The following is an 18,821-nucleotide window of genomic DNA, read 5'->3' as shown; positions in this document are numbered from 1 at the left end:
AGATCGATGGCCGGGAGAGGTCGGCGGTTCGGGGGTTGTGTGAGTCGAGTCACAGCCGTGACCAACCCGACACAAGCAAAAGACCGGAGCCCGCTGGAAGCGAACTCCGGTCTGTCTCGCTGCTACAGGTCAGATGGCTCGGACCTGAGAGGCCTGCGGCCCCTTCTGGCCCTGCGTGATCTCGAACTCGACCCGCTGGCCGTCTTCAAGGCTGCGGTAGCCGTTGCCGACGATCTCGGAGAAGTGCACGAACACGTCCGGCGCACCGCCGTCCGGGGCGATGAAGCCGAAGCCCTTCTCGGCGTTGAACCACTTGACGGTTCCCTGAGCCATAAAAGCTCTCCCTCAGGATGTGAATCTATGGGACCCACACCTCGTGGGTCCCGGTGTGTCGTACAGCAAGCACCCGGGGTGGCTCAGACAAAGTCATGCTGGTTTTCACTACGGGATCAGCTAATACAACGCCATCACATCTAACACCATTCTGGAGCGTTGGTGTTCCCGTCCCTAGGAAGATTTCTGTCGGGCGGCATCACCGGGCAAACTGGAACCTGTTATGCAGACCCTTCCCGCACCGCGCCTTGTGGCCACTGACCTCGACGGCACCGCGCTGCGCACCGACGGAACCGTGTCTCCGCGCACGGTCGCCGCCTTCGGCAAAGTCGAGGAATCCGGAGCTGTCCTCGTGTTCGTTACGGGCCGTCCACCCCGGTGGATGGGTGGGGTCGCGGGTGCCGTACGTCACCATGGGCTCGCAATCTGTGCGAACGGGGCGCTGATCTACGATCTCCATACCGAACGGATAGTGGAATCTCACCTCATCGACGTCGACGTACTCGAGGAAGTCGTCGCTCAGCTAAGAGCGAACGTGTCGGATCTCGTATTTTCGGTCGAGTATGAAGCCGGTTTTGCGCATGAGTCGGATTTCCGGCTCGGCGGCTTGGACAGAGCGGCGGCCACGGCCCGCGTCGACTCCGTGACGGCGCGTCCATGCGCCAAGCTCCTGGCTCTGCATCCCGCGATGGACGTCGACGAACTTCAGGCCACGGTGCACGAGTTGGTGGGCCATCTGGTGAACCCCACGCACTCCAGTCGCAGGGGCCTGATCGAGATGAGCGCCCAGGGGGTGACGAAGGCGACGGCGCTGGCCGCGCTCGCCGGAGAGCACGAGATCAAGTCGTCCCAGGCGGTCGCCTTCGGTGACATGCCGAACGACCTGCCCATGCTGAGCTGGGCAGGCACGTCGTACGCGGTCGCCAACGCGCATCCGGACGTGCTGGCGGCGGTCGACCACGTGACCGCGACCAACGACGACGACGGTGTCGCGCGGGTGATCGAGGACCTCTACGGGTAGCCGCGTCCGGCGGCCACCCGCTACAGGTAAGGCCCGGTGCCGCCGTGCGGGCGGTGCTGCGGGTCGTCGCCCTGCGGCACGCCCGGCAGCGCCCTGCGCATCTGCTCGAGCTGGGCACGGGCCGCCATCTGCTGCGCGAACAGCGTGGTCTGGATGCCGTGGAACAGCCCTTCGAGCCAGCCGACCAACTGGGCGTGCGCGATGCGCAGCTCGGCCTCGCTCGGCGGCGTGCCGTTCTCGTCGGTGAACGGGAGCGACAGCCGCTCCAGCTCGTCGACCAGCTCGGGCGCCAGGCCGTCCTCGAGCTCCTTGATGGAGGACTCGTGGATCTCCTTCAACCGCTTGCGGCTGGCCTCGTCGAGGGGAGCCGCGCGGACCTCCTCGAGAAGCTGCCGGATCATGCTGCCGATGCGCATCACCTTGGCGGGCTGCTCGACCAGGTTGGCGACCGAGCGATCATCCTCGCCGCTATCGCCCTGACCTTGGAAGTCAGGGCCCACCACCACGATGTGGGGGGTGTTGTTGTCCTCAGCATTCATAACACTCACCGTACTAGCAGGATCTTGCCGACGTGCTCTCCGGAATCCAACATCCGGTGAGCCTGCGCGGCGTCCGCCATGGGAACCTCCGCGTAGATGACAGGGCGCACGGCACCGGCCTCGACCAGGGGCCAGACGTTGTCCACGACGCTGCGTACGATCGCGCCCTTCTCGTCCACGGGACGGGCGCGCAGTGTCGTGCCGTGCACCGAGGCGCGCTTGACGAGCAGGACGCCCAGGTCGATCTCGGCCTTGCGCCCGCCCTGCAGCCCGATGATCACCAGCCGGCCGCCGGCACGCAGCGCCCGGACGTTGCCCTCCAGGTATTTCGCGCCCATGATGTCGAGGATCACGTCGGCCTGGACCTTCTCCGCGAAATCCTCCTCGCGGTAGTTCACGACCTCGTCGGCGCCGAGCTCCTTGACGCGCTCGGCCTTGGCCGCGGAGCCGACGGTCGTGACGACGTGGGAGCCGAGCACCTTGGCGAGCTGCACCGCGAACGTGCCGATCCCGCTCGCGCCGCCGTGGACGAGCAGCGTCTCGCCCCTGCGCAGCCGCCCGACCATGAACACGTTGGACCAGACCGTGCACGCCACCTCGGGCAGCGCGGCGGCCTCGCGCGGCGACACCCCGCGGGGCACCGGCATGACCTGCTGCCAGGGCGCGGCTACGCGTTCGGCGTAACCGCCGCCGGACAGCAGCGCGCACACCTCGTCGCCGACCTTGAACCGCTCGACGTCGGCGCCGACCTCCGCGACGGTGCCGGAGACCTCCAGCCCCGGATACGGGGACGCGCCGGGGGGAGGGTCGTAGAATCCTCGTCGTTGCTGGACATCGGCGCGATTGACGCCCGCGGCGGCGACGTCGATGAGCACGTCACCCGGCTCCACCCGTGGCTCGGGCACCTCGCGCCACTCCAGCACCTCTGGTCCGCCGGCTCCGGCGATCTCAATGGCTCGCATGCGAACCACGGTAGCCGGGCAAAGAAGTTGTGGGTTGCCGGGCTTCCAGTGAGCGTGTGGCGATAATCTGCAAGGTATTTGCTGCCCCTTTAGACCCACCCGAGGGGGAACACGGTGGCAAGACACGATCGAGAGGAATCTCTCGAGGAACAGCTGGCCTGGCTTGACGCGATCAAGGAGACGGAGGAGGCGCCCGTCCCTGTCAGCGCCTCGACCTCTCCGGTCGACGAGCCGCTCGCTTCGCCGTACCCCAAGGACCCCTGGTCACTGGTGCCACAGCAGCAGGAGACGCCGACGCCGCCGCTGTTCCGGGCCGCGGTCGACTCCGTCTACGGCGCCGGCGCCGCCGAAGACCTCCCCACCGGGGAGAGCGAGGCCGGCGAGTGGCTGGGCAAGACCGGCGTCAAGGAGGAGTCCCCGGCGCCCGCGCCGAGGGCCGACGACCCCTTCCTCGCGCCGCTGAAGCCGTTGCCGCGCCCCGACGACACCGACACCTACGCGCTGTCGTTCACGCCGCCGGACAGGGTCTCGCCGCTCGACAAGACGCCTCCGCCCGACACGGCCGCGCCGCTCGACCCCCCGCCGGACACGACCTCGTCGCCCGACAAGGCCGCCCAGCGGGACAAGACCGCTCAGCCGGAGCAGACGACCGACACGCCGTGGCCGCCGTCCGACTGGTCCAGCGTCGCCGAGCCGGCCAGCGAGAAGGCGCCCGCCGCCGAGGCCGAGCAGGAGCAGCCGCCCGAGCGCGAGGAACGGTCCGCATGGGCCGACACCCAGCCGCGCAACGAGCGTCTGTCGTGGGCCGAGCAGCCGGAGAGCCCGCCGAAGGACGAGCTGCCCCCGTGGGCGGCCGAATCGCCGGAGCCCCGCGACGAGCGCCCCCAGTGGGTCGAGTCGTCCGAGACCATGCCGAGGACCGACCGGCCCCAGTGGAACGAGCCCGAGTCCGGCCCTCAGGAGCCGGCCCAGCAGCAGGAACGTTCCCAGTGGACCGACCCCCAGCAGGAGCGCCCGCACTGGGCCGAGCAGCCGGAGCAGCCCGAGCGCCTGCCGTGGGCCGAGAAGACAGACCGCCCCGCATGGGCCGAGAAACCGGATCGCCCCGCGTGGGCGGAGCAGCCGGATCGCCCGCAGTGGAACGAGCAACCTGAGCGGCCGCAGTGGTCCGAGCCCGCCGAGCGCTCGGAGCGTACCGAGCAGCCGGAGTGGCGTCCCGCCGAGCGCGAGATCCCGCCGACGCCGCAGCCGCGCCGCCGTCCCGCCCCCGTTCCCGTCTTCACCGCCCCGTCCAGGCCGCCGATCACCGGCCGGCCGACCGCCGACAGCCTCGACCCGGAGTCGCTGCTTCGCGGACGGCGGAACGCTCCCAGCAAGGGCTGGCGCCGCCTGATCTACAAGGCGTCCGGCGGCTGGATCAAGCCGGGCGAGCCGCCGGAGGTGCGCCGCCGCCGCGAACTCGTCACCAGGGCCCGCACCCCGGTCACCGCCGGGCACCACCGCGTGGCCGTGCTGAGCCTGAAGGGCGGCGTGGGCAAGACCACGACCACCGTCGGCCTCGGCGCCACCCTGGCCCAGGTGCGCGGCGACCGCGTCATCGCCGTGGACGCCAACCCCGACAGGGGCACGCTGTCCGACAAGCTCGTCCTGGAGACCTCGGCCACCGTGCGCGACCTGCTCAACGAGCGCGACCAGGTCAAGCGCTACGTGGACATCAGGGCGTTCACCTCGCAGGCGCCCTCGCGCCTGGAGGTCCTCGCCTCCGACCGCGACCCCTCGGTCTCCGAGGCGTTCAGCGGCTCCGACTACCAGGACGTCTCCCAGGTGCTGGAGAACTTCTACTCCATCTGCATCACCGACTGCGGCACCGGCCTGCTCCACTCGGCCATGGGCGGCGTGCTCGGGCTGGCCGACCAGATCGTGCTGGTCAGCTCGCCGTCGGTCGACGGGGCCAGGGCGGCCTCCGCGACGCTCGACTGGCTGGAGGCGCACCACTACGCCGATCTGGTGAAGAACGCGACCGTGGTGCTGTGCAGCGTCCGGCCGCGGTCGAAGTCGGCGGTGGACATCAAGAAGCTGGAGGCCCACTTCGCCGCCAGGTGCCGTGCGGTGGTCAGGGTGCCGTACGACCCGCATCTGGAGGAGGGTGCGGAGATCGACCTCGACCGGCTCCAGGAGCCGACGAGGGACGCCTATCTCCAGCTCGCCGCCTACGTGGGCGACGCCTTCGCGGGGGTGCGAGAGTGAGCGGAGGGTGTGGGATTCGAACCCACGAGGCCATCGCTGACCTGGCCGCTTTCAAGGCGGCTGCACTCGTCCACTATGCGAACCCTCCCGTGCGGAAACCACGATAGCGGCTGTGGTGACAGGGGTGTACGTTCAGGAGGTGGCGGATCTCAGCGTCGAGGTGGAGCGCGGCCACTCCGGCGCGCGCGTGCGCCTCATCGGCGATCTTGACAAGCTCACGGCGCCACTCCTGAAAGAGCCCCTGGTCACCTTGCTGGCCGAGGATCGCGTGCAGGTCGTGATCGACACCGCCGAGCTGGAGTTCTGCGACTCCAGCGGGTTGTGGGTGCTGGTGGAGCACCAGCGCAAGCTCTCCGGGCGCGGAGGCTCGTTGGGGCTGGTGGGCGTGCACGGCGTCTTACAACGCGTGCTCGACGTGACCGGCCTCAAGGCCGCCTTCGACCGCGTGGTCACCGCGGACCGCTGACCGCGACCAGCCCGCTGCCCCGCGACCAGTCCTTGAGCTGTGACCAGTCCTTGAGCTGTGACTAGTCCTTGAGCTGCGACAGCAGCCACTTCGGGCCGACGGTCTCGGCGCCCAGCTCGCTCACCCGCGCCTTCAGCCCGCGGTCCGCGGTGACGACGAGCACGCGCTCCCACGGCTTGGCGCGGCGCACCACGTCGACGATCGCGTCGTCGCCGCTGCCCGTCGCCGCCACCACCTGAATCCCGGGTACGTCGGGCGCACTCTTGGCGGCGCCCTCCACGATCGCCACCACCCTCGGGAACCACAGCGACAGCACCGGATGCGCCAGCGCGACCCCCGACACGGTCCGCAGCAGCCGGGTGGCCGCCCCCAGCCGGTCGCGCCACCAGCCGTGCTCGGCCTGGGCGCCGACGATGTTGGCCACGTCGAGCACGAGGAGATCCGGCCTGATCTCGCCCTGGACCCGATCCCACGTCGCGGCGAAGCCGGGGTGCAGCTTCCGCGCGGGCACCTCGGGCAGCGCCACCCAGCGCAGCTCGGTGCTCTCGCGGTTGGCCGGCACCGCGGGCAGCAGCTCCGGCGACGAGGCGATCACCGTCTCGAACGTCCAGCCGCCGTGGTCGTCGAGGTAGACGCCCTGCACCCGCAGCTCCTCGCCGCCGAGCGCCGCCTCCTCGCGGGCCTCGCGCAGGGCGCTGGCCACGGCGTCCTCGTGGCTGTCGCGCGCCCCGCCGGGCAGCCCCCACGTGCCGCCGTGGTGGCTCCACCAGGAGCGTTTCTGCATGAGCACGTAGGGGACGCCGAGGTCGTCATGGTGGACGACGAGGAGCCCGGAAGCGCCGTGGATGCCCCAATGCCGATGACCCTGCCCGCACTCGGCCCAGCCATCGCCGTCCTTAGCCGCCATGACGTGATTCTCTCAGCCTCCGCCCTTCGAGAAATGCTGGAAGTCCTTGCTGGGGGTTTCCGACCAGCAGCGCAGTGATCAGCATAGCTCTGAGCTGGCCAAATAGGTGTGTGTTGTGTTGGGTCGCGTTGGGGCTCATTCGGTTGTCTGGCGGCCCACAGACGGCCCACGCGGCCCATGGCGAGGAGCGTCCACCCCTTTGTCCCGATCCGGTGGACGGGCATGTCGACGCCACCTAGCGTGTCCGATAGACGACTTATCGTGATCAGCCTCGCCCCCGGGAGCTCCCCATGCGTCACGCCGCCGGCCTCGCCCTCGCCACCCTCCTGCTAGCCGGATGTGCCGCCGCGTCCCCTGCCGCGGTTCCCGTGGAACGCTCCACCACGACGCCCACTCCCACTCCTTCAGCTTCCTCGCCGCAGCGCGTCGGGCGGGCACAAGACAGCGTTGACGCGGACTCCACGATCTCTGTGACCGCCCTGAAGTTGCGGACGCCCTTCGAGGGCCGGTTCAAGCCAGATCGGAAGGGCTTCGTCTACGCCGGCCTTGAGGTGAAGGTGTGCGTCGCTCGCAACACGGGTCAGCCGATCGCGGTGTCATGGGCGCCATGGTCGCTCGAATACGAGTCCGGGGTCGTCGTCCCAGCGGCGAGCTCGTATTCGGCGGAGTGGTGGGACGAGCCGCTCTATCCGCCGCATGACCACGTTGTCCGTGTGGGCCGGTGTGTGCGCGGCTGGATCCCGTTCGAGGTGCAGTTCGGCCAGCCGGATCGGGTGACGTACACGCCAGGGTCGGGGATGGCGCTGGAGTGGACGGTCGGCGGGTAGGCGTCGGCGTTGATGGTGGGCCCCTAGCGTTGAGCTGGGGGCCTTCGCCGTTTCTGCAGGTTGCCGCGACATTGTGGCGGGGAGGGTTGCGCCCTGATGTTGCATGTTGTAGCGTGTTGTTGCACGCAAGGAATGCAACAACAAACGGGCCCGCCAGGTGCGCTAACACCTGACAGGCCCTTGATTCACCACCTGCGCTAACAGGAGGAGAACCCAGTGGGTCACCCTATCGGCATCACCGCCCGCGAAGCAGCGAACGCCTACAACGTCTCGCCCCGAACCATCCGCCGCTGGGCGCAGAACGGCCGCATCGACGCCGCCAAGATCTCTGGCCGATGGGTGATCACTCTCGACGCTCCCTCCCTGGACGGCTTCAAGCCGGAGCAGGTTGAGAAGGCTCGCGACCTCATCGAGCAGGGGCTCATCCTCCCCACCTCGCGGCCTGGCCTCTACACGGTCGTCGCCAGCGACAACGTCACCACCTACCTCGTGCACGCCTCCGGCTGCACCTGCCCGGCCGGGCAGCGCGGCAAGCACCGCTGCTACCACCGGGCCGCCGTCGCCATCGTCACGGCCGCCTCCGCCGCGCTCACCCGCCGCGCCGCCTGACGCCACTCCCCACAGCCCCGGCGTCACCGGGGCTGCCCCAACCAGCAACTCGCCCCCCGGGCGGCATGTCCGGGACATCCATCGAGAAAGGAAACATCATGCAGGTCAAGAAGGTGATCACCTACGTGGCTGTCGCGTTCGTGGTGTTCTACCTGTTTACCCGCCCCGCCCAGGCTGCCGACGCCGTCAACGGCGTGTTCGACGGCGTGCTGCAGGGCGCCAACCAGCTCGCCACGTTCTTCTCCCGGGTCCTCGCCTGACCTGGCTCGTTGCGGGTGCTCGCTTGACCCCATCCACGGGGTGGGCGGGTGCCCGGAGCAGCCAGCTCCAGCCCCCCAAACCTCGTATCCAGAAGGAGGACTTTGTGAAGGACGACAAGGCCAAGGCCGCCAGCAAGACCACCAAGGCCCAGGCCGAGATCAAGGACGCCGCCGCGAAGGGGGCTGAGGCTGCCGCCAAGGGGCGCCAGGCCATCAAGGACATGGGCAAGGCGCTGCGGATCTCCGACTAGGTAAGCCGGTCCCCGGCGAAGCGACTCGACCGCCCGCCGGGGACCTCGACCCCGCACCTGACTTGACCAGAAGAGGGATCGATGTCCCAGCATTCCACAACGCCTAAAGGGCCGCGCGACACCGGCCAAAACGCCGCTGAGATTGACCGAGCGCTCGCCGAATACCGGTCGCAGCCGCCCCACCCGAGCTCGTGCTCCGACGCCCAGTGCTGTCTTTGCCGGCCGCAGGTGCTGCGTCAGGGCGGCTCGCGATGACCTCCGAGGAGATCGCGGAGATCGAGGCCACGCTCACCACGCTCCGCCAGGCGGCCTGCGCCGACCGGCCCACCGTTGCCACCAGCTCGTGCACCGACCCGAACTGCACCGGCTGCAAGAAGGGCGGCAGACGGTGACCCCTGAGGAAGAGCGCCTGGAGCGGCTCGCGAAGCGGATCGCAGCCCTCAACCGGGCGGACGCCGCCATGCACGCCGCCATGCAAGACGAGCCCGCCGACGACGACCCGGAGACCGCCAGGAGCGAGTCGTGACCGGCCTCGAGGTCGCCATCCACGAGATCACGCAGGACTGGCGGATCCGGCTCGCCGCCGCCGACGAGCTGCTCGCCCTGGTGGACGTGGAGCTCGCCGCGATGCAGGCCGCCGTCAACCGCATGTAACCCCTCGCCAGCCCGACCGGGCCGTACGGCAGCCGGGAGCCAGGCGCGAACCCTGGGCGGGCACGCAGCACCATCCATCGACCGAAGGAGATCCAGATGTGCGACAACCAGCAGCCGCAGCCCTGCGAGGGCCACCTCGTGAAGTGCGCCCGCTGCAGCAAGAAGCCCGGAATCGAGCCGGGCTGCGCCTTCGAGCCGTGCACGACCTGCAAGGGCGTCGGCCACGTCCTGCTCAAGTAGCTCCCGCTCAGCCCGACCACCCCCACTAGCAGAAGGAGAGATCACATGGCCAAGCAGCACGACCTCACCGACGCCGAGATCGCGGAGTTGGAGGCCGACTCCAAGCGCATCGACGACGGCGTACAGAAGGTCAAGGCCGGATTGCGCGAGATCAAGGAAGGCCTCTTCGGCAGCAAGAAGTAGCTCTCACCCATCCCAGGCAGACCACAACGACCCGAGGAGATCCACATGAGCCGCTGGAACGGCCCCCACCACAAGGGTGCCATGCAAACCGTCCGCGCCGAGCGCCGCCGTGAGGCGGAGGAGCGCAACGCCCGCACCCCCGCATCACACCGACGCGCCAGCAGATAAGCCCCCAGCCCGACCGGACCCGCGAGGGAGCCGGCGTCCCGGGGAGCAAGCCCCGGGCGGGCACCAACCGCCGCCACCCACACAGCCACAGAAAGCCAAGACCATGAACACCACCAGCCCGCCCAATGAGCCCAACGAGCCCACCCCAGAAGAGGTCGCCCGCGGCCTCGCCCGGCTCGAAGCCCTCGCCCAGCCCGAACCGCCCGCCGCGCTGCCCGCCCTCCCGGAGGAAGACGAGCCCTACGACGACGAAGACGAGGAGTACGCGCCGCTCGTCCCCCTCCCCGGCGGCGAAACCAAGCGCGTCCAGAAGCTCCGCGCCGACGTCGCCGAAGCCCACCTGCTCGCCGAGCTCCAAGAAGACGAGATCCCGTTCACCCTCGACACCAAGAAGGTCGACAAGCTGCGGCGCCGCACCTGGGAAGCCGCGCGGCTCCACGAGCTTGCGCAGCACCCGGCCGCCATCGCCTACCGCGATGCCAAGGTTCGGCGGATCACAACCAGCATGACGATGGTCGCCGTCGGCATCGCATTGGGAGTGTCGTCGATCGGCGTGCAGGCCAGCGTCGTAAAAGCGCTTGACCTCACCCGGGATGATCTGGGCTGGTGGGCGTCGTACGGCGTCGAGGCCGTCCTTTCGCTGCCGCTACTTGCCGCCGTTGGCGTGCAGGCGTACAGCGCCATCCGGGGCCGCGTGGTGGACCGCAAGAGCGCGGAGGGGAAACGGCTGTTCTGGACGGAGCTGGCGCTGCTCGCGCTGACGCTCGTCCTCAACTGCTGGCCGGCGTTCGTGTGGCCGTTCAGCCTCCTGGACCTCATCGTGCACTCGCTCGGACCGGTCGCCGCAGTGATCGCGGTGTGGGTGCTGCCGACCTTGTGGAAGGTGCTGGCTGATCTTCCGGTGCCGGTGATCGTCCGGCCCTCCAGTACGGGGGGTACTGGCGGAAAGTACAGGGGAAACGCCAAGATCCAGTACCCCCCCGGTACCTCCTCGGTACAGCCTGACCCGGCGGTCCTCGCCGTCAAGATCAGGGAACTGATTCAGGCGGGCGAGCTCCCCCGAACCCCGGCATCCACAAGATCCGCGAGGCGCTGCGGTGCGCGACCGACACGGCCCGCGACGTGAAGCGAGTGCTGGGTCAGCCCGGCACCGATGGAGGGCAGTCCTCATGACCGCCGACACCATCGCCAAGCTGACCGTGTTCGCCGCCACCTTCTGCGCCCTGTACGTCGGCCACCACTTCGGCGACCACTGGGTGCAGACCCACCGGCAGGCGTGCGGCAAGGGCGCACCCGGCTGGACCGGCCGGATCTGGTGCACCCGCCACGTCCTCACGCTCACCATCACCAAGCTGGTCGCCCTGCTGGCGCTCAACCTCGTGACGGGCCTCGACATCCACATCGGCTACCTCGCCGCCGCCCTCGCCGTGGACGCCGTGTCGCACTACTGGGCCGACCGACGCTTCACCCTCGCAGGGCTGGCCACGCGGCTCGGCAAGGCCGACTTCTACCAGCTCGGCGCCCCACGGCCGGGCCACGACGACCAGCCCCACCTGGGAACCGGGGCCTACACCCTCGACCAGTCCTTCCACATCCTGTGGCTCTTCATTGCCGCCCTCATCATGACCGGAGGTTCCTGATGTCCGACTACCTGATCGGCGCCATCGTCCTCCTCACGCTCGCCCTGCTGTCCCTGCGGCCGCTCACCACCGACACCCGCACCTGGGCCGACATCCGCGCCCGGGTCCGCCGTGCCGGCTGGCTCCGCTGCCTGCTCAGCGTCCTTCGCATCGTCTCGATCGCCACGCTGCTCGTGCTCGTCGACGCGGCTCGGCTGTGCGTGCCTGCCGCCGAGCTGGTTGGGCGCGCCGTACCAGCTCTGTTCCGTGGCGTCGTCCTCGTCATCGAGGCGCTGGCCAGCGCGCTGATGGAGGCAGGGCGGCCCGCTGTGGGAGGTGCCGCGTGAGTGCGCCGGACAAGCCGCGACGCCTGGAGCTTGTGCAGTCTCGCGACGCAGCCGACGCGCCCGACCTGCCGCTCGACGAGGAGCGGCACGATGAGCTGGTGCCGCTCCCCGACCAGGAGATCGAGGAGGTGGTGTGCGAGGCCGAAATCGTCTCCGACGAGCCCGATCAGCCCGCTCGTGCACGCCTGCTGCCGTCGGTGGTCGTCGACCGGGTCATGGTCGTCCGCCCATCGCCGGGCGCCCAGAAGGCGGTCAGAACCACCGTCCGGCACGGTGGACTCGTCCTGGCCGGCTGGCACTCATGGCTGGTCCGCATGTACGACGGCCTCACCATGGGGGCGATCCGCAAGCAGATCCGCATCGCGGACGCCACGGGCAACACGGAGGCGCTCTCCGCGTGGATCGGCCTGCGGCAGCAGGCGATCGACCGCCGCCACGACCGGCTCATGAAGCTCCCGATGCTCGCCCTCCGCATGGCTATGTTGTCCGGCGGCTGCCTGCTCGGCGTGCTGGTCCTGCTCGTCATCGTGGCCACCGTCGTGTGGATGACCGGGGCCGGTGCCTGGACAGACGTGTGGGTGTGGCTGGGTGGGGTCATCCGCTGGCTGATCAGCGCCGTGGTGGTGGCTTGGAGCCTGTTCTTGGTCGCGCTACCGGTGCTGCTCGTAGTCGCAGGCTGGCGGGAGGGCAACCGGCGAAGCAGCGGTGTGAGCTGGTCGACGGCGCCCGGCGCTGCCGACGGCGGTGCACGGGGGGTCCTCCCGAACGAGGGGGCCATCTTCAAGGCTCTTCAGAACCTCGGTGAGCCCAAGCTGGATAAGGCGATCAAGGCCGGTTGGCAGCCGCGGTTTGTCATGCCGACCACACGCGACGGGAACGGCTGGCGCACGCAGCTTGAGCTGCCTCAGGGCGTCACCGTAGAAAAGATCAACGACAAGAAGAAGGTGCTGGCCCACAACCTTGTCAGGTTCCCGGTGGAGGTCTGGCCGACTGAGCCTCGCACGCAGCCCGGCGTGCTCGATCTATGGGTGGCCGACCAGGGCAGCCTGACAGGCAAGGTCCCGGACTGGCCGCTGCTCACCAGCGGCACCGCCGACTACTTCGCTGGCGTGCCGTGCGCGGTCGACATCCGCGGCAAGGTCATCAAGGGCCTGCTTTCGGAGAAGAACTACAGCTTTGCCGGGCAGATGGGCTCCGGTAAATCCACGATGATCATCACGCTGTTGTGCGGCGCGATGCTCGACCCTCTGACCGAGATCGAGGTGTTCGTTCTCGCCGAGAACGCGGACTACAAGCCGATGAAGCGTCGACTGCGGAAGCTGGTTACGGGGCCCGGCACCGAGGTGGTCCAGGCGTGCCTGGCCTCGATGCGCGACCTGTACGAGGATCTGACCGTCCGCGGGCGCGCCCTCCAGGAGTACGGCGACGACGTGCGTGCGGTGACCCGCGAGCTGGCCGAGAAGGACGAGCGGCTCCGGCCCCGGATCTTCGTCGTCGACGAGTGCCAGGCGTTGTTCATGCACCCGGAGCTCGGTGAGGAGGCCGAGGACCTGGCGGTCAATCTCGTGTTCGCGGCGCGCAAGTACGGCGTCACCGTGCTCTTCGCCACCCCGGCGCCTTCTACGGCCAGCCTGCCCCGTCAGCTCATGGCCGTGATCAGCAACAAGACGTGCTTCTCCATCGGAGACCACACCAGCAACGACGCGGCGCTGGGCACCGGCAGCTACAAGGCCGGCATCTCCGCCGTGGGCCTGGAACCCAAGACCGAGGAAAGCCCCGGCGACGTCGGCACGTGCATGGCTCGCGGCTTCCAGGCCAAGCCAGGCCTGCTGCGGTCCTTCTACCTGACCGGCGCGCAAGTCGCCGCTGTCACCGAGCGAGCCATGAAGATTCGCCAGGACGCCGGGATCGGCCCGGCCCGGGTGGTCGTCGAGACTCCCCGCGACCTCCTGAAAGACCTGGCCGAGGTCATGGGTAGCGAGACCCTCGGTGTGGCCAAGCTGCCCGCTCTGCTCCAGAACTTGGCGCCGCGTTGGCAGCCGTACAAGGGGCTGACCGGCAGCGCCCTGGTCGAATGGCTCGCCGAGCTCGGCGTCAAGGTGCCGTCCACCGGCAACAAGTGGCCGGTCGATCCGGAGGACGTCCGTGCGGCTCTCGCGCTGCGCCAGGGCGGCGACGGGGAGGCGGGTTAAGTTAGCCCGCCTCCGCCCCTCGAAGCGGCCCCTGAGGGGCTCTCAGAGGCCCTGGTCTAACTCGCTCCGACGATCTAACTGACCTAACTTTCCGCAGGTCAGCGCCTGATTAGCCCCGCGAGGGGCCGGAGTTAGAAACCTAACTCGATTTCGGCGACCTAACTCCACGATCACGCCCGCGAGCGGGTGGTTGCGGGTGCTCTCCCAACCCCTCGGGAGGGATGCCCGGAGCAGCCGCTCCCACAGATTCCCCACACATCCGACCGGTACAGGAGACAACATGTTCGACCGCATGAACCCCGAGAAGTACGCCGCCACCAAGAACGCAGGAAGGCAGAACGACCACCTGCGCGACCTGGCCAACGCCGCCAACGGCCACGGCCGCAACAACATGGGCGTCACCCGCCAGCAGAAGGAGCGGGCGCAGAAGGACCTCGTGCGCGCGGTCGGCGACAAGAAGGCGGGCCAGCTGAAGGAGGAGGCGCTCCGTGCTGCTGGCGCCAAGGGCAAGGGGCTGCGCCGGTGGTTCGGGTGAAGCCCCTCAAGACGACGCGGGCCGTGTGCAACTCCTGCGGCGGAAGCGGCTCCACCACGACCGGCCAGACCTGCAACGGCACCGGCGTCACCTGACCGGCCCATCAACCAGCAGATCAAGAAGGGGATCACCGTGAAGAGCGAGAACAGATTCAAGACCGCTACCGACAACCTCGTCATCTGGAAGGTCAGGCCCGGCGACGAGAACCTCCGCGACCCGCAGGGCAGCTACGGGTGCGGCGGCTGCGGCTTGAAGGACACCGGGCACGTCTCCGAAGCCAACCAGCACGCCAAGGACTGCACAGCGCTATGACCGCCACCGCCCCCCGCTATCTCGTGAGCGTCGTCCCGCCGCGCGACAGGAAATGGACGCCTACCGAACACATCGTCAACAGCCCTTGCTACGTGTACGGCGACGAGGACCTGGAGCGGCGCAAGAAGGCTGCGAAGGAAGCAGGCGTCACGCTCGTCGTCCGCCCGGCGCCGGAGGTCTGACCAGCCGTCCGGGGTGGCCCGGGGCGACCGGCCCCGCACCCACAGAACACAAGGAGACCCCGTGAGACTTCGCGACATTCCGCTAAACCTCGTCAAGCCGGGACAGCTCATCGCTGCCCGTCGGCTGCACACATCCAACCCGGCCGCGCGGGCGGAGCTCGACGCGCTCAACGAGCAGGCCGACACCGACCCGTCGATGACCAACGCCACCTACCTGAAGCGCGAGGCCGAGATCATCGCCCGTCACCGCTGAGGTTGCGGGTCCCCGCCCGGCCAGGTCGGGCGGGGTGCCCGGAGCAGAGCGCTCCACGATTCAGAAAGCGAGCACCACATGAACAAGACCCAGCTCATCGAGACCGTCGCTACCTCGACAGACCGCAGCAAGGCGGACGTGGCGGCCATCATCAACGCCACCCTCGACGTCGTTCAGGCCGCCGTGGCGGCCGGCGACAAGGTGACCGTCCCCGGCTTCGGCTCGTTCGAGCGCCGGTTCCGCGCAGGCGGCGAGATGCGCAACCCGCAGGGCGGAACCGTCAACGTCCCCGACCGGCACGTGCCCGCGTTCAAGGCCGGCTCCGGCTTCAAGCAGGCCGTCAGCGCCGCCTAACGAGGGCCGCGGCCCGGATCGGACGGTCCGGGCCGCCACACACCACGAGGTAGCCCATGCGAGCGAAAGACATCCCCGACCGTCTCTGGTCGGCCGTGCGCAAGCACTTCCCGGGCGACGTCGCCGAGGCGATCATCGGCGACCACGAGGACGCCCGAGCAGCCGCCGCCCGCTGCGCGAGCTACGCCGCCGACACTCCTGAGGACCTCGACGCAGCGGTCAAAGCCATAGCGGCCATCGTCAACGACCGCACCGCGGACTGGCTGGTCGACGACGCTGAAGCCCCAGCCGCGTGGCTGGCCAGTCAACTCCGTTCCTACTGACCCCCTCCCCGTGGTGGCCCCGGCCTGGCGCGACCGGGTCACCACCCCCTCACACCCATCACGAAAGGACGCACCATGGCCTGCCCCGAGTGCGGCTCGACCAGCAGCACCATGTACAAGAACAGCACCATCCAGGTCTGCGACGGATGCACGTTCGTCCTCTGGGAGGACCTGTGATGTTCAACGACGACCCGAGATACCAGGAACTGAAGCGCATCCGCGAGGAGCAGGGCTACGACGGCCCTCTCGACCAGGACGGCCGACCGGACGACCCGACGAGCGTGCGAGCTCAAGCTGCGGACGCCCTGCGTCGGAGAGGAGCGGGCGCGTGAGGACCTGTGACCGGTGCGGTCGGGAGCTGAGGCCCTGGCCGCTACCGCGTGGGAGGCGTTGCAGCCCTGAGAGATGGGTCTACTGCATCAGACCCGCCGACGCGCTGCGCAGGACGGGGGCGTGACGTGGACACCAACGGCCTGCGCGGCGCTGTCCTGGCCATGACGGGTGTGGCCGCGCACATCGCGGCGGAGACGACCGACTCCAAGGCGGCGGCCAAGGTCGCGGACTGGGTGGACAGCAAGTTTGACGACGACTCGGACCCCGAGCAAAGAGAGAGCAGCTAGTGCCCTCGACAGTGACCGACCACCACCTGCCTTGCGGGTGCGTAGTCGCGGTCGGCAAGTACGTGGTCGGCTACAGCCGCGAGTGCTCGACTGCCCGGGGCCTGTTCCGGCAGCTCGCAACAGCGCGGGGCGCGAAGAACTCCGACGAGCAGTCGAGGCTGTCGGCGGAGCTGAAAGGCCACCACGGGCTCCGGCCAACTCACCTCTGACCACAGGAGAGATGTTCATGTCGCTCACGTACGAGAAAGCCCTAGCGGCGGCCCGGAAGGTCGGCAACGCGAACGGCGACGACGCAGGCGCGATGGCGCTGTACTGCGCCGACATCCTCCAACTCGTGGTGGGAGCCGCGTCCCCGAAACTCGTTTGGGAGGGCGCTCAGAAGGCCGGGATGACCCACCTGGAGCTAGCCCTTCTGGCACAGAAGAACCCGGCCAAGGTCCATGACCTGATGTGGACCTAGCCCAAACGCGAGAGCTCCGGTCCCGCTGCTTGCGGACCGGGGGCCCCACATACTCGACGTACGACCTCCGCCACCCTGGCCAGATCCCACACGAAAGGACGCCCCGTGCTGGACATGAGCAACTGGACCGTCACGGTCGAGACGCTGACCGAGGAGCAGGCACGCGACTACGGCCGCCTGGATGTCGCAGGAACGGAGGGCATCGTCGTCAGGTACCACGACGGCCGGTTCGTAAAGGTCGTCGAGGTCCGCGACGAAATCCAGCCTGGCCTCAGCATGGAGAAGGCCGCGCGCGCCATCGCTGAGGGGTACGGCGCCCGGTACAACGCTCTCTGATCTAACCCATGAGAGAGCCCCGGTCCGCTTCCCCGCAGGCCGGGGCTCTCTCATGCCAGCGTAGCCACGCGGCTCGCCCCACCGTCAATCTTCGATCTCCGCCCGGAACACCTCGCCGAGCTCCACCGCCTCCGGCAGACCGCGCCGCTCCACTGCAGCCACCAACTCCGCCACACGCCACCAGCTCGACGGCACGATCTCACCACTCCCCACCGCCGCCATGGTGATGTGCGCCGCCTCCTCCGGCTGGTCAGTGGCGAGCAGCGCCAACGCCAAATCCAAACGCGCGAGAGCAGCCCGGCGAGGCCGCGGCAACCCCTCACCCGGAGACTCCAAACGCGCCACCACCTGGCGGGCATACCCCACCGCCGCAGGATCCCCCACCCACGAAAGCGTGGTCGCCGTGTACGCCTCGCTCTTGGCGGGGTCGTACTGGTAATGGTGCTCAGGGCGCTCCGGCACCGGTAGCGGGGAAACCAGCCGATGCACCCTCGTCAACGTGGCACGAGTCGCGGCACCATCCCCCAGCCGCGCCCATGCCCGCCCCTCCTGCGCAGTCGCCTGGATGAACGCTGAGCTGTCGCGAGGGGCGAGCGCCTGCGCCCCCTGCGACAAGGTCAGCGCCTCTCGATAGCCGCCCAGGATGAGGGCTTGCCAGGCCCGCGTCTCCACACACCAAGCGGCCAGCTCGGCGTGTTCCGCATGCCTGGCCAGATCTGCGGCCGTCCGTAGACGTGCTGCGGCCAGCACGTGCTGGCGGAGGTCGATGTGGCAGGTGGCGCCGAGCAGAGACAGCCAGCCGCCGACGACCAGCAGGCGACGGTGTTCGGCGATCGTCTTCCGCCCGTCCATGAGCCGGGTCACATACTCCAGATGCCGCCGGACACGTCCAAGCAACTGCGCGGGCGGCGTGCTGGGGTAGGCCGACGCCAGGTCGTCTGCCGCGAGTTCCAGCCGTTGCAGGGTCTCGCCCCCGACGTCGCTGGCGGCTGCTCGGCGAGCGAGCTCCATCGCGGCGATCTCGTCATCTGACTCCGGCTCGCCGGCGTTGCTGAACAGGATGTGCTCGCTCAACCCGTACACGCGGCAATACAGCTCCGTGTACTCGTCGTCCGGCTGGTGCTTGCCGCCTTCGTGGTCTCTGATCCGGCGGATGACGCTCTCAAGTTTCGGGAGGGGCCTGTCCGCGAGCGCCGATAGCTCGCGTGCGAGGTCGCGTTGCGACCAGCCGCGCCGGGTCCGCTCGGTGCGCAGCAGGGCGGCCCAGGCCGAGGCGTCACCCATCTCAGGAACCTCCGGGATACGGCGGATACGGGGTGCGCCTCCATTGTCCTCTTCCTGAGACCTGCGGGTTATGGCTCTGATGGATCCGTGCAACAACGTGACACGAACGCCTTCTACTCGTGGCGCGCCTACAACCGCCGCGGCCGAGGGCAATGCGGTATCACCGGCCACCCCGAACGGGCAGTCACACTGCTGTTCGCGGCACTCAAAGAGCTGGCGCCGGACGCGGTCGGGAGCCTCGATGTGGTGCGCCTCGATCGCCACGTTTGGCCGCCGTCCTACCGCTACGCCCCGAACCTGATGCTCTTCCGGCGGGGGACGTTCAGTGGGGACTGAC

The 18,821-nt window shown here is 68.9% G+C and carries 31 protein-coding genes, 1 tRNA gene and 1 pseudogene; 27 read left to right on the top strand and 6 right to left on the bottom strand.

The window, feature by feature from the left end; translation table 11 throughout:
• Positions 1-129: 129 nt before the first annotated feature.
• A complete protein-coding gene (locus AB0I15_RS23155; protein ID WP_043619750.1) occupies positions 130-333 on the bottom strand; it encodes a cold-shock protein in 204 nt (67 codons plus the stop codon).
• Between the two features lie 223 nt (positions 334-556).
• On the opposite strand from AB0I15_RS23155, the gene AB0I15_RS23150 reads away from it, so the two are divergent.
• Complete coding sequence (locus tag AB0I15_RS23150) at positions 557-1,354, top strand: HAD family hydrolase (protein ID WP_358098927.1); 798 nt, start codon at positions 557-559, stop codon at positions 1,352-1,354.
• A gap of 20 nt (positions 1,355-1,374) precedes the next feature.
• Here AB0I15_RS23150 and AB0I15_RS23145 read toward each other — a convergent pair whose 3' ends face one another.
• Together AB0I15_RS23145 and AB0I15_RS23140 are read right to left on the bottom strand one after the other, a co-directional pair.
• Positions 1,375-1,893: a bacterial proteasome activator family protein gene (locus AB0I15_RS23145; RefSeq protein ID WP_358098924.1), complete on the bottom strand. Its 519-nt coding sequence runs from the start codon at positions 1,891-1,893 to the stop codon at positions 1,375-1,377.
• Between the two features lie 5 nt (positions 1,894-1,898).
• Positions 1,899-2,855, bottom strand: a complete 957-nt coding sequence (locus AB0I15_RS23140) for an NAD(P)H-quinone oxidoreductase (RefSeq protein WP_358098921.1) — start codon at positions 2,853-2,855, stop codon at positions 1,899-1,901.
• 114 nt (positions 2,856-2,969) lie between these two features.
• Between AB0I15_RS23140 and AB0I15_RS23135 the strand changes: the two genes are divergently transcribed.
• Entirely contained in the window at positions 2,970-5,102 is a 2,133-nt protein-coding gene (locus AB0I15_RS23135) for an AAA family ATPase (RefSeq protein ID WP_358098918.1), read from the top strand.
• Position 5,103: 1 nt separating this feature from the next.
• On the opposite strand, the gene AB0I15_RS23130 is transcribed toward AB0I15_RS23135, so the two are convergent.
• Positions 5,104-5,190, bottom strand: a tRNA-Ser gene (locus AB0I15_RS23130).
• A gap of 51 nt (positions 5,191-5,241) precedes the next feature.
• On the opposite strand from AB0I15_RS23130, the gene AB0I15_RS23125 reads away from it, so the two are divergent.
• Positions 5,242-5,568 carry an STAS domain-containing protein gene (locus tag AB0I15_RS23125; RefSeq protein WP_358098915.1) on the top strand — a complete coding sequence of 109 codons (327 nt, stop codon included), beginning with the start codon at positions 5,242-5,244 and terminating at the stop codon, positions 5,566-5,568.
• A gap of 61 nt (positions 5,569-5,629) precedes the next feature.
• Here the strand turns inward: AB0I15_RS23125 and AB0I15_RS23120 are convergent, their stop codons facing one another.
• Positions 5,630-6,475: an NUDIX domain-containing protein gene (locus AB0I15_RS23120; protein ID WP_358098912.1), complete on the bottom strand. Its 846-nt coding sequence runs from the start codon at positions 6,473-6,475 to the stop codon at positions 5,630-5,632.
• Between the two features lie 470 nt (positions 6,476-6,945).
• Here AB0I15_RS23120 and AB0I15_RS23115 point away from each other — a divergent pair, with 470 nt between their 5' ends.
• From AB0I15_RS23115 to AB0I15_RS23005, 23 genes and pseudogenes are all read left to right on the top strand, one after another.
• Positions 6,946-7,302 (top strand): hypothetical protein, encoded by a 357-nt coding sequence (locus AB0I15_RS23115; protein ID WP_358098909.1) that lies wholly within the window; start codon positions 6,946-6,948, stop codon positions 7,300-7,302.
• A 216-nt stretch (positions 7,303-7,518) separates the two neighbouring features.
• On the top strand, positions 7,519-7,911 hold the full coding sequence (locus AB0I15_RS23110) for a helix-turn-helix domain-containing protein (RefSeq protein ID WP_358098907.1): 393 nt from the start codon (positions 7,519-7,521) through the stop codon (positions 7,909-7,911).
• A gap of 98 nt (positions 7,912-8,009) precedes the next feature.
• Positions 8,010-8,171 carry a hypothetical protein gene (locus tag AB0I15_RS23105; protein WP_358098905.1) on the top strand — a complete coding sequence of 54 codons (162 nt, stop codon included), beginning with the start codon at positions 8,010-8,012 and terminating at the stop codon, positions 8,169-8,171.
• Positions 8,172-8,275: 104 nt separating this feature from the next.
• Positions 8,276-8,422, top strand: coding sequence for a hypothetical protein (locus AB0I15_RS23100; protein ID WP_358098902.1), 147 nt, complete (start codon positions 8,276-8,278; stop codon positions 8,420-8,422).
• 251 nt (positions 8,423-8,673) lie between these two features.
• Positions 8,674-8,814 (top strand): hypothetical protein, encoded by a 141-nt coding sequence (locus AB0I15_RS23095; RefSeq protein WP_358098899.1) that lies wholly within the window; start codon positions 8,674-8,676, stop codon positions 8,812-8,814.
• Positions 8,811-8,948: a hypothetical protein gene (locus tag AB0I15_RS23090; protein WP_358098896.1), complete on the top strand. Its 138-nt coding sequence runs from the start codon at positions 8,811-8,813 to the stop codon at positions 8,946-8,948. The genes AB0I15_RS23095 and AB0I15_RS23090 overlap by 4 nt, the downstream gene beginning before the upstream one ends.
• Entirely contained in the window at positions 8,945-9,076 is a 132-nt protein-coding gene (locus AB0I15_RS23085) for a hypothetical protein (protein ID WP_358098894.1), read from the top strand. Before AB0I15_RS23090 ends, AB0I15_RS23085 begins: the two co-directional genes overlap by 4 nt.
• A gap of 96 nt (positions 9,077-9,172) precedes the next feature.
• Positions 9,173-9,316 carry a hypothetical protein gene (locus tag AB0I15_RS23080; RefSeq protein ID WP_358098891.1) on the top strand — a complete coding sequence of 48 codons (144 nt, stop codon included), beginning with the start codon at positions 9,173-9,175 and terminating at the stop codon, positions 9,314-9,316.
• Positions 9,317-9,361: 45 nt separating this feature from the next.
• Positions 9,362-9,499 (top strand): hypothetical protein, encoded by a 138-nt coding sequence (locus tag AB0I15_RS23075; protein WP_358098888.1) that lies wholly within the window; start codon positions 9,362-9,364, stop codon positions 9,497-9,499.
• A 271-nt stretch (positions 9,500-9,770) separates the two neighbouring features.
• Positions 9,771-10,793 (top strand): hypothetical protein, encoded by a 1,023-nt coding sequence (locus tag AB0I15_RS23070; protein ID WP_358098886.1) that lies wholly within the window; start codon positions 9,771-9,773, stop codon positions 10,791-10,793.
• Between the two features lie 43 nt (positions 10,794-10,836).
• Complete coding sequence (locus tag AB0I15_RS23065; RefSeq protein ID WP_358098883.1) at positions 10,837-11,307, top strand: DUF3307 domain-containing protein; 471 nt, start codon at positions 10,837-10,839, stop codon at positions 11,305-11,307.
• Complete coding sequence (locus AB0I15_RS23060; protein WP_358098880.1) at positions 11,307-11,633, top strand: hypothetical protein; 327 nt, start codon at positions 11,307-11,309, stop codon at positions 11,631-11,633. Before AB0I15_RS23065 ends, AB0I15_RS23060 begins: the two co-directional genes overlap by 1 nt.
• On the top strand, positions 11,630-13,825 hold the full coding sequence (locus tag AB0I15_RS23055; RefSeq protein ID WP_358098877.1) for a hypothetical protein: 2,196 nt from the start codon (positions 11,630-11,632) through the stop codon (positions 13,823-13,825). Before AB0I15_RS23060 ends, AB0I15_RS23055 begins: the two co-directional genes overlap by 4 nt.
• Positions 13,826-14,105: 280 nt before the next feature.
• Positions 14,106-14,360: a hypothetical protein gene (locus AB0I15_RS23050; protein WP_358098874.1), complete on the top strand. Its 255-nt coding sequence runs from the start codon at positions 14,106-14,108 to the stop codon at positions 14,358-14,360.
• A 132-nt stretch (positions 14,361-14,492) separates the two neighbouring features.
• Positions 14,493-14,672 (top strand): hypothetical protein, encoded by a 180-nt coding sequence (locus AB0I15_RS23045; protein ID WP_358098871.1) that lies wholly within the window; start codon positions 14,493-14,495, stop codon positions 14,670-14,672.
• Positions 14,669-14,854, top strand: coding sequence for a hypothetical protein (locus AB0I15_RS23040; protein WP_358098868.1), 186 nt, complete (start codon positions 14,669-14,671; stop codon positions 14,852-14,854). Before AB0I15_RS23045 ends, AB0I15_RS23040 begins: the two co-directional genes overlap by 4 nt.
• Positions 14,855-14,915: 61 nt before the next feature.
• Positions 14,916-15,107 carry a hypothetical protein gene (locus AB0I15_RS23035; RefSeq protein ID WP_358098865.1) on the top strand — a complete coding sequence of 64 codons (192 nt, stop codon included), beginning with the start codon at positions 14,916-14,918 and terminating at the stop codon, positions 15,105-15,107.
• A 69-nt stretch (positions 15,108-15,176) separates the two neighbouring features.
• Positions 15,177-15,461: pseudogene (locus AB0I15_RS23030) on the top strand (HU family DNA-binding protein); the annotation flags it as partial.
• 56 nt (positions 15,462-15,517) lie between these two features.
• Positions 15,518-15,784 carry a hypothetical protein gene (locus AB0I15_RS23025; RefSeq protein WP_358098862.1) on the top strand — a complete coding sequence of 89 codons (267 nt, stop codon included), beginning with the start codon at positions 15,518-15,520 and terminating at the stop codon, positions 15,782-15,784.
• Positions 15,785-15,960: 176 nt separating this feature from the next.
• On the top strand, positions 15,961-16,116 hold the full coding sequence (locus AB0I15_RS23020; protein ID WP_358098859.1) for a hypothetical protein: 156 nt from the start codon (positions 15,961-15,963) through the stop codon (positions 16,114-16,116).
• 126 nt (positions 16,117-16,242) lie between these two features.
• Positions 16,243-16,404: a hypothetical protein gene (locus tag AB0I15_RS23015; protein WP_358098857.1), complete on the top strand. Its 162-nt coding sequence runs from the start codon at positions 16,243-16,245 to the stop codon at positions 16,402-16,404.
• Positions 16,405-16,630: 226 nt separating this feature from the next.
• Positions 16,631-16,864, top strand: coding sequence for a hypothetical protein (locus tag AB0I15_RS23010; RefSeq protein ID WP_358098854.1), 234 nt, complete (start codon positions 16,631-16,633; stop codon positions 16,862-16,864).
• 105 nt (positions 16,865-16,969) lie between these two features.
• Positions 16,970-17,200, top strand: a complete 231-nt coding sequence (locus AB0I15_RS23005) for a hypothetical protein (protein ID WP_358098851.1) — start codon at positions 16,970-16,972, stop codon at positions 17,198-17,200.
• Positions 17,201-17,284: 84 nt separating this feature from the next.
• Here AB0I15_RS23005 and AB0I15_RS23000 read toward each other — a convergent pair whose 3' ends face one another.
• On the bottom strand, positions 17,285-18,484 hold the full coding sequence (locus AB0I15_RS23000; protein ID WP_358098848.1) for a helix-turn-helix transcriptional regulator: 1,200 nt from the start codon (positions 18,482-18,484) through the stop codon (positions 17,285-17,287).
• An 87-nt stretch (positions 18,485-18,571) separates the two neighbouring features.
• On the opposite strand from AB0I15_RS23000, the gene AB0I15_RS22995 reads away from it, so the two are divergent.
• Complete coding sequence (locus AB0I15_RS22995) at positions 18,572-18,820, top strand: hypothetical protein (RefSeq protein ID WP_358098845.1); 249 nt, start codon at positions 18,572-18,574, stop codon at positions 18,818-18,820.
• Position 18,821 lies beyond the last annotated feature (1 nt).

Source organism: Nonomuraea sp. NPDC050643 (assembly GCF_040654715.1).
GTDB lineage: Bacteria > Actinomycetota > Actinomycetes > Streptosporangiales > Streptosporangiaceae > Nonomuraea.
This window is presented reverse-complemented; position numbering and strand designations above follow the sequence as displayed.

What these genes read in the sequence shown, in the direction of transcription:
- AB0I15_RS23000 (WP_358098848.1), bottom strand. Translation starts at nt 18,484, where the DNA reads ATGGGTGACGCCTCGGCCTGGGCCGCCCTGCTGCGCACCGAGCGGACC.
- AB0I15_RS23155 (WP_043619750.1), bottom strand. Translation starts at nt 333, where the DNA reads ATGGCTCAGGGAACCGTCAAGTGGTTCAACGCCGAGAAGGGCTTCGGC.
- AB0I15_RS23080 (WP_358098891.1), top strand. Translation starts at nt 9,173, where the DNA reads ATGTGCGACAACCAGCAGCCGCAGCCCTGCGAGGGCCACCTCGTGAAG.
- AB0I15_RS23020 (WP_358098859.1), top strand. Translation starts at nt 15,961, where the DNA reads ATGTTCAACGACGACCCGAGATACCAGGAACTGAAGCGCATCCGCGAG.
- AB0I15_RS23050 (WP_358098874.1), top strand. Translation starts at nt 14,106, where the DNA reads ATGTTCGACCGCATGAACCCCGAGAAGTACGCCGCCACCAAGAACGCA.
- AB0I15_RS23010 (WP_358098854.1), top strand. Translation starts at nt 16,631, where the DNA reads ATGTCGCTCACGTACGAGAAAGCCCTAGCGGCGGCCCGGAAGGTCGGC.
- AB0I15_RS23065 (WP_358098883.1), top strand. Translation starts at nt 10,837, where the DNA reads ATGACCGCCGACACCATCGCCAAGCTGACCGTGTTCGCCGCCACCTTC.
- AB0I15_RS23025 (WP_358098862.1), top strand. Translation starts at nt 15,518, where the DNA reads ATGCGAGCGAAAGACATCCCCGACCGTCTCTGGTCGGCCGTGCGCAAG.
- AB0I15_RS23150 (WP_358098927.1), top strand. Translation starts at nt 557, where the DNA reads ATGCAGACCCTTCCCGCACCGCGCCTTGTGGCCACTGACCTCGACGGC.
- AB0I15_RS23145 (WP_358098924.1), bottom strand. Translation starts at nt 1,893, where the DNA reads ATGAATGCTGAGGACAACAACACCCCCCACATCGTGGTGGTGGGCCCT.
- AB0I15_RS23060 (WP_358098880.1), top strand. Translation starts at nt 11,307, where the DNA reads ATGTCCGACTACCTGATCGGCGCCATCGTCCTCCTCACGCTCGCCCTG.
- AB0I15_RS23105 (WP_358098905.1), top strand. Translation starts at nt 8,010, where the DNA reads ATGCAGGTCAAGAAGGTGATCACCTACGTGGCTGTCGCGTTCGTGGTG.
- AB0I15_RS23070 (WP_358098886.1), top strand. Translation starts at nt 9,771, where the DNA reads ATGAACACCACCAGCCCGCCCAATGAGCCCAACGAGCCCACCCCAGAA.
- AB0I15_RS23075 (WP_358098888.1), top strand. Translation starts at nt 9,362, where the DNA reads ATGGCCAAGCAGCACGACCTCACCGACGCCGAGATCGCGGAGTTGGAG.
- AB0I15_RS23120 (WP_358098912.1), bottom strand. Translation starts at nt 6,475, where the DNA reads ATGGCGGCTAAGGACGGCGATGGCTGGGCCGAGTGCGGGCAGGGTCAT.
- AB0I15_RS23040 (WP_358098868.1), top strand. Translation starts at nt 14,669, where the DNA reads ATGACCGCCACCGCCCCCCGCTATCTCGTGAGCGTCGTCCCGCCGCGC.
- AB0I15_RS23140 (WP_358098921.1), bottom strand. Translation starts at nt 2,855, where the DNA reads ATGCGAGCCATTGAGATCGCCGGAGCCGGCGGACCAGAGGTGCTGGAG.
- AB0I15_RS23095 (WP_358098899.1), top strand. Translation starts at nt 8,674, where the DNA reads ATGACCTCCGAGGAGATCGCGGAGATCGAGGCCACGCTCACCACGCTC.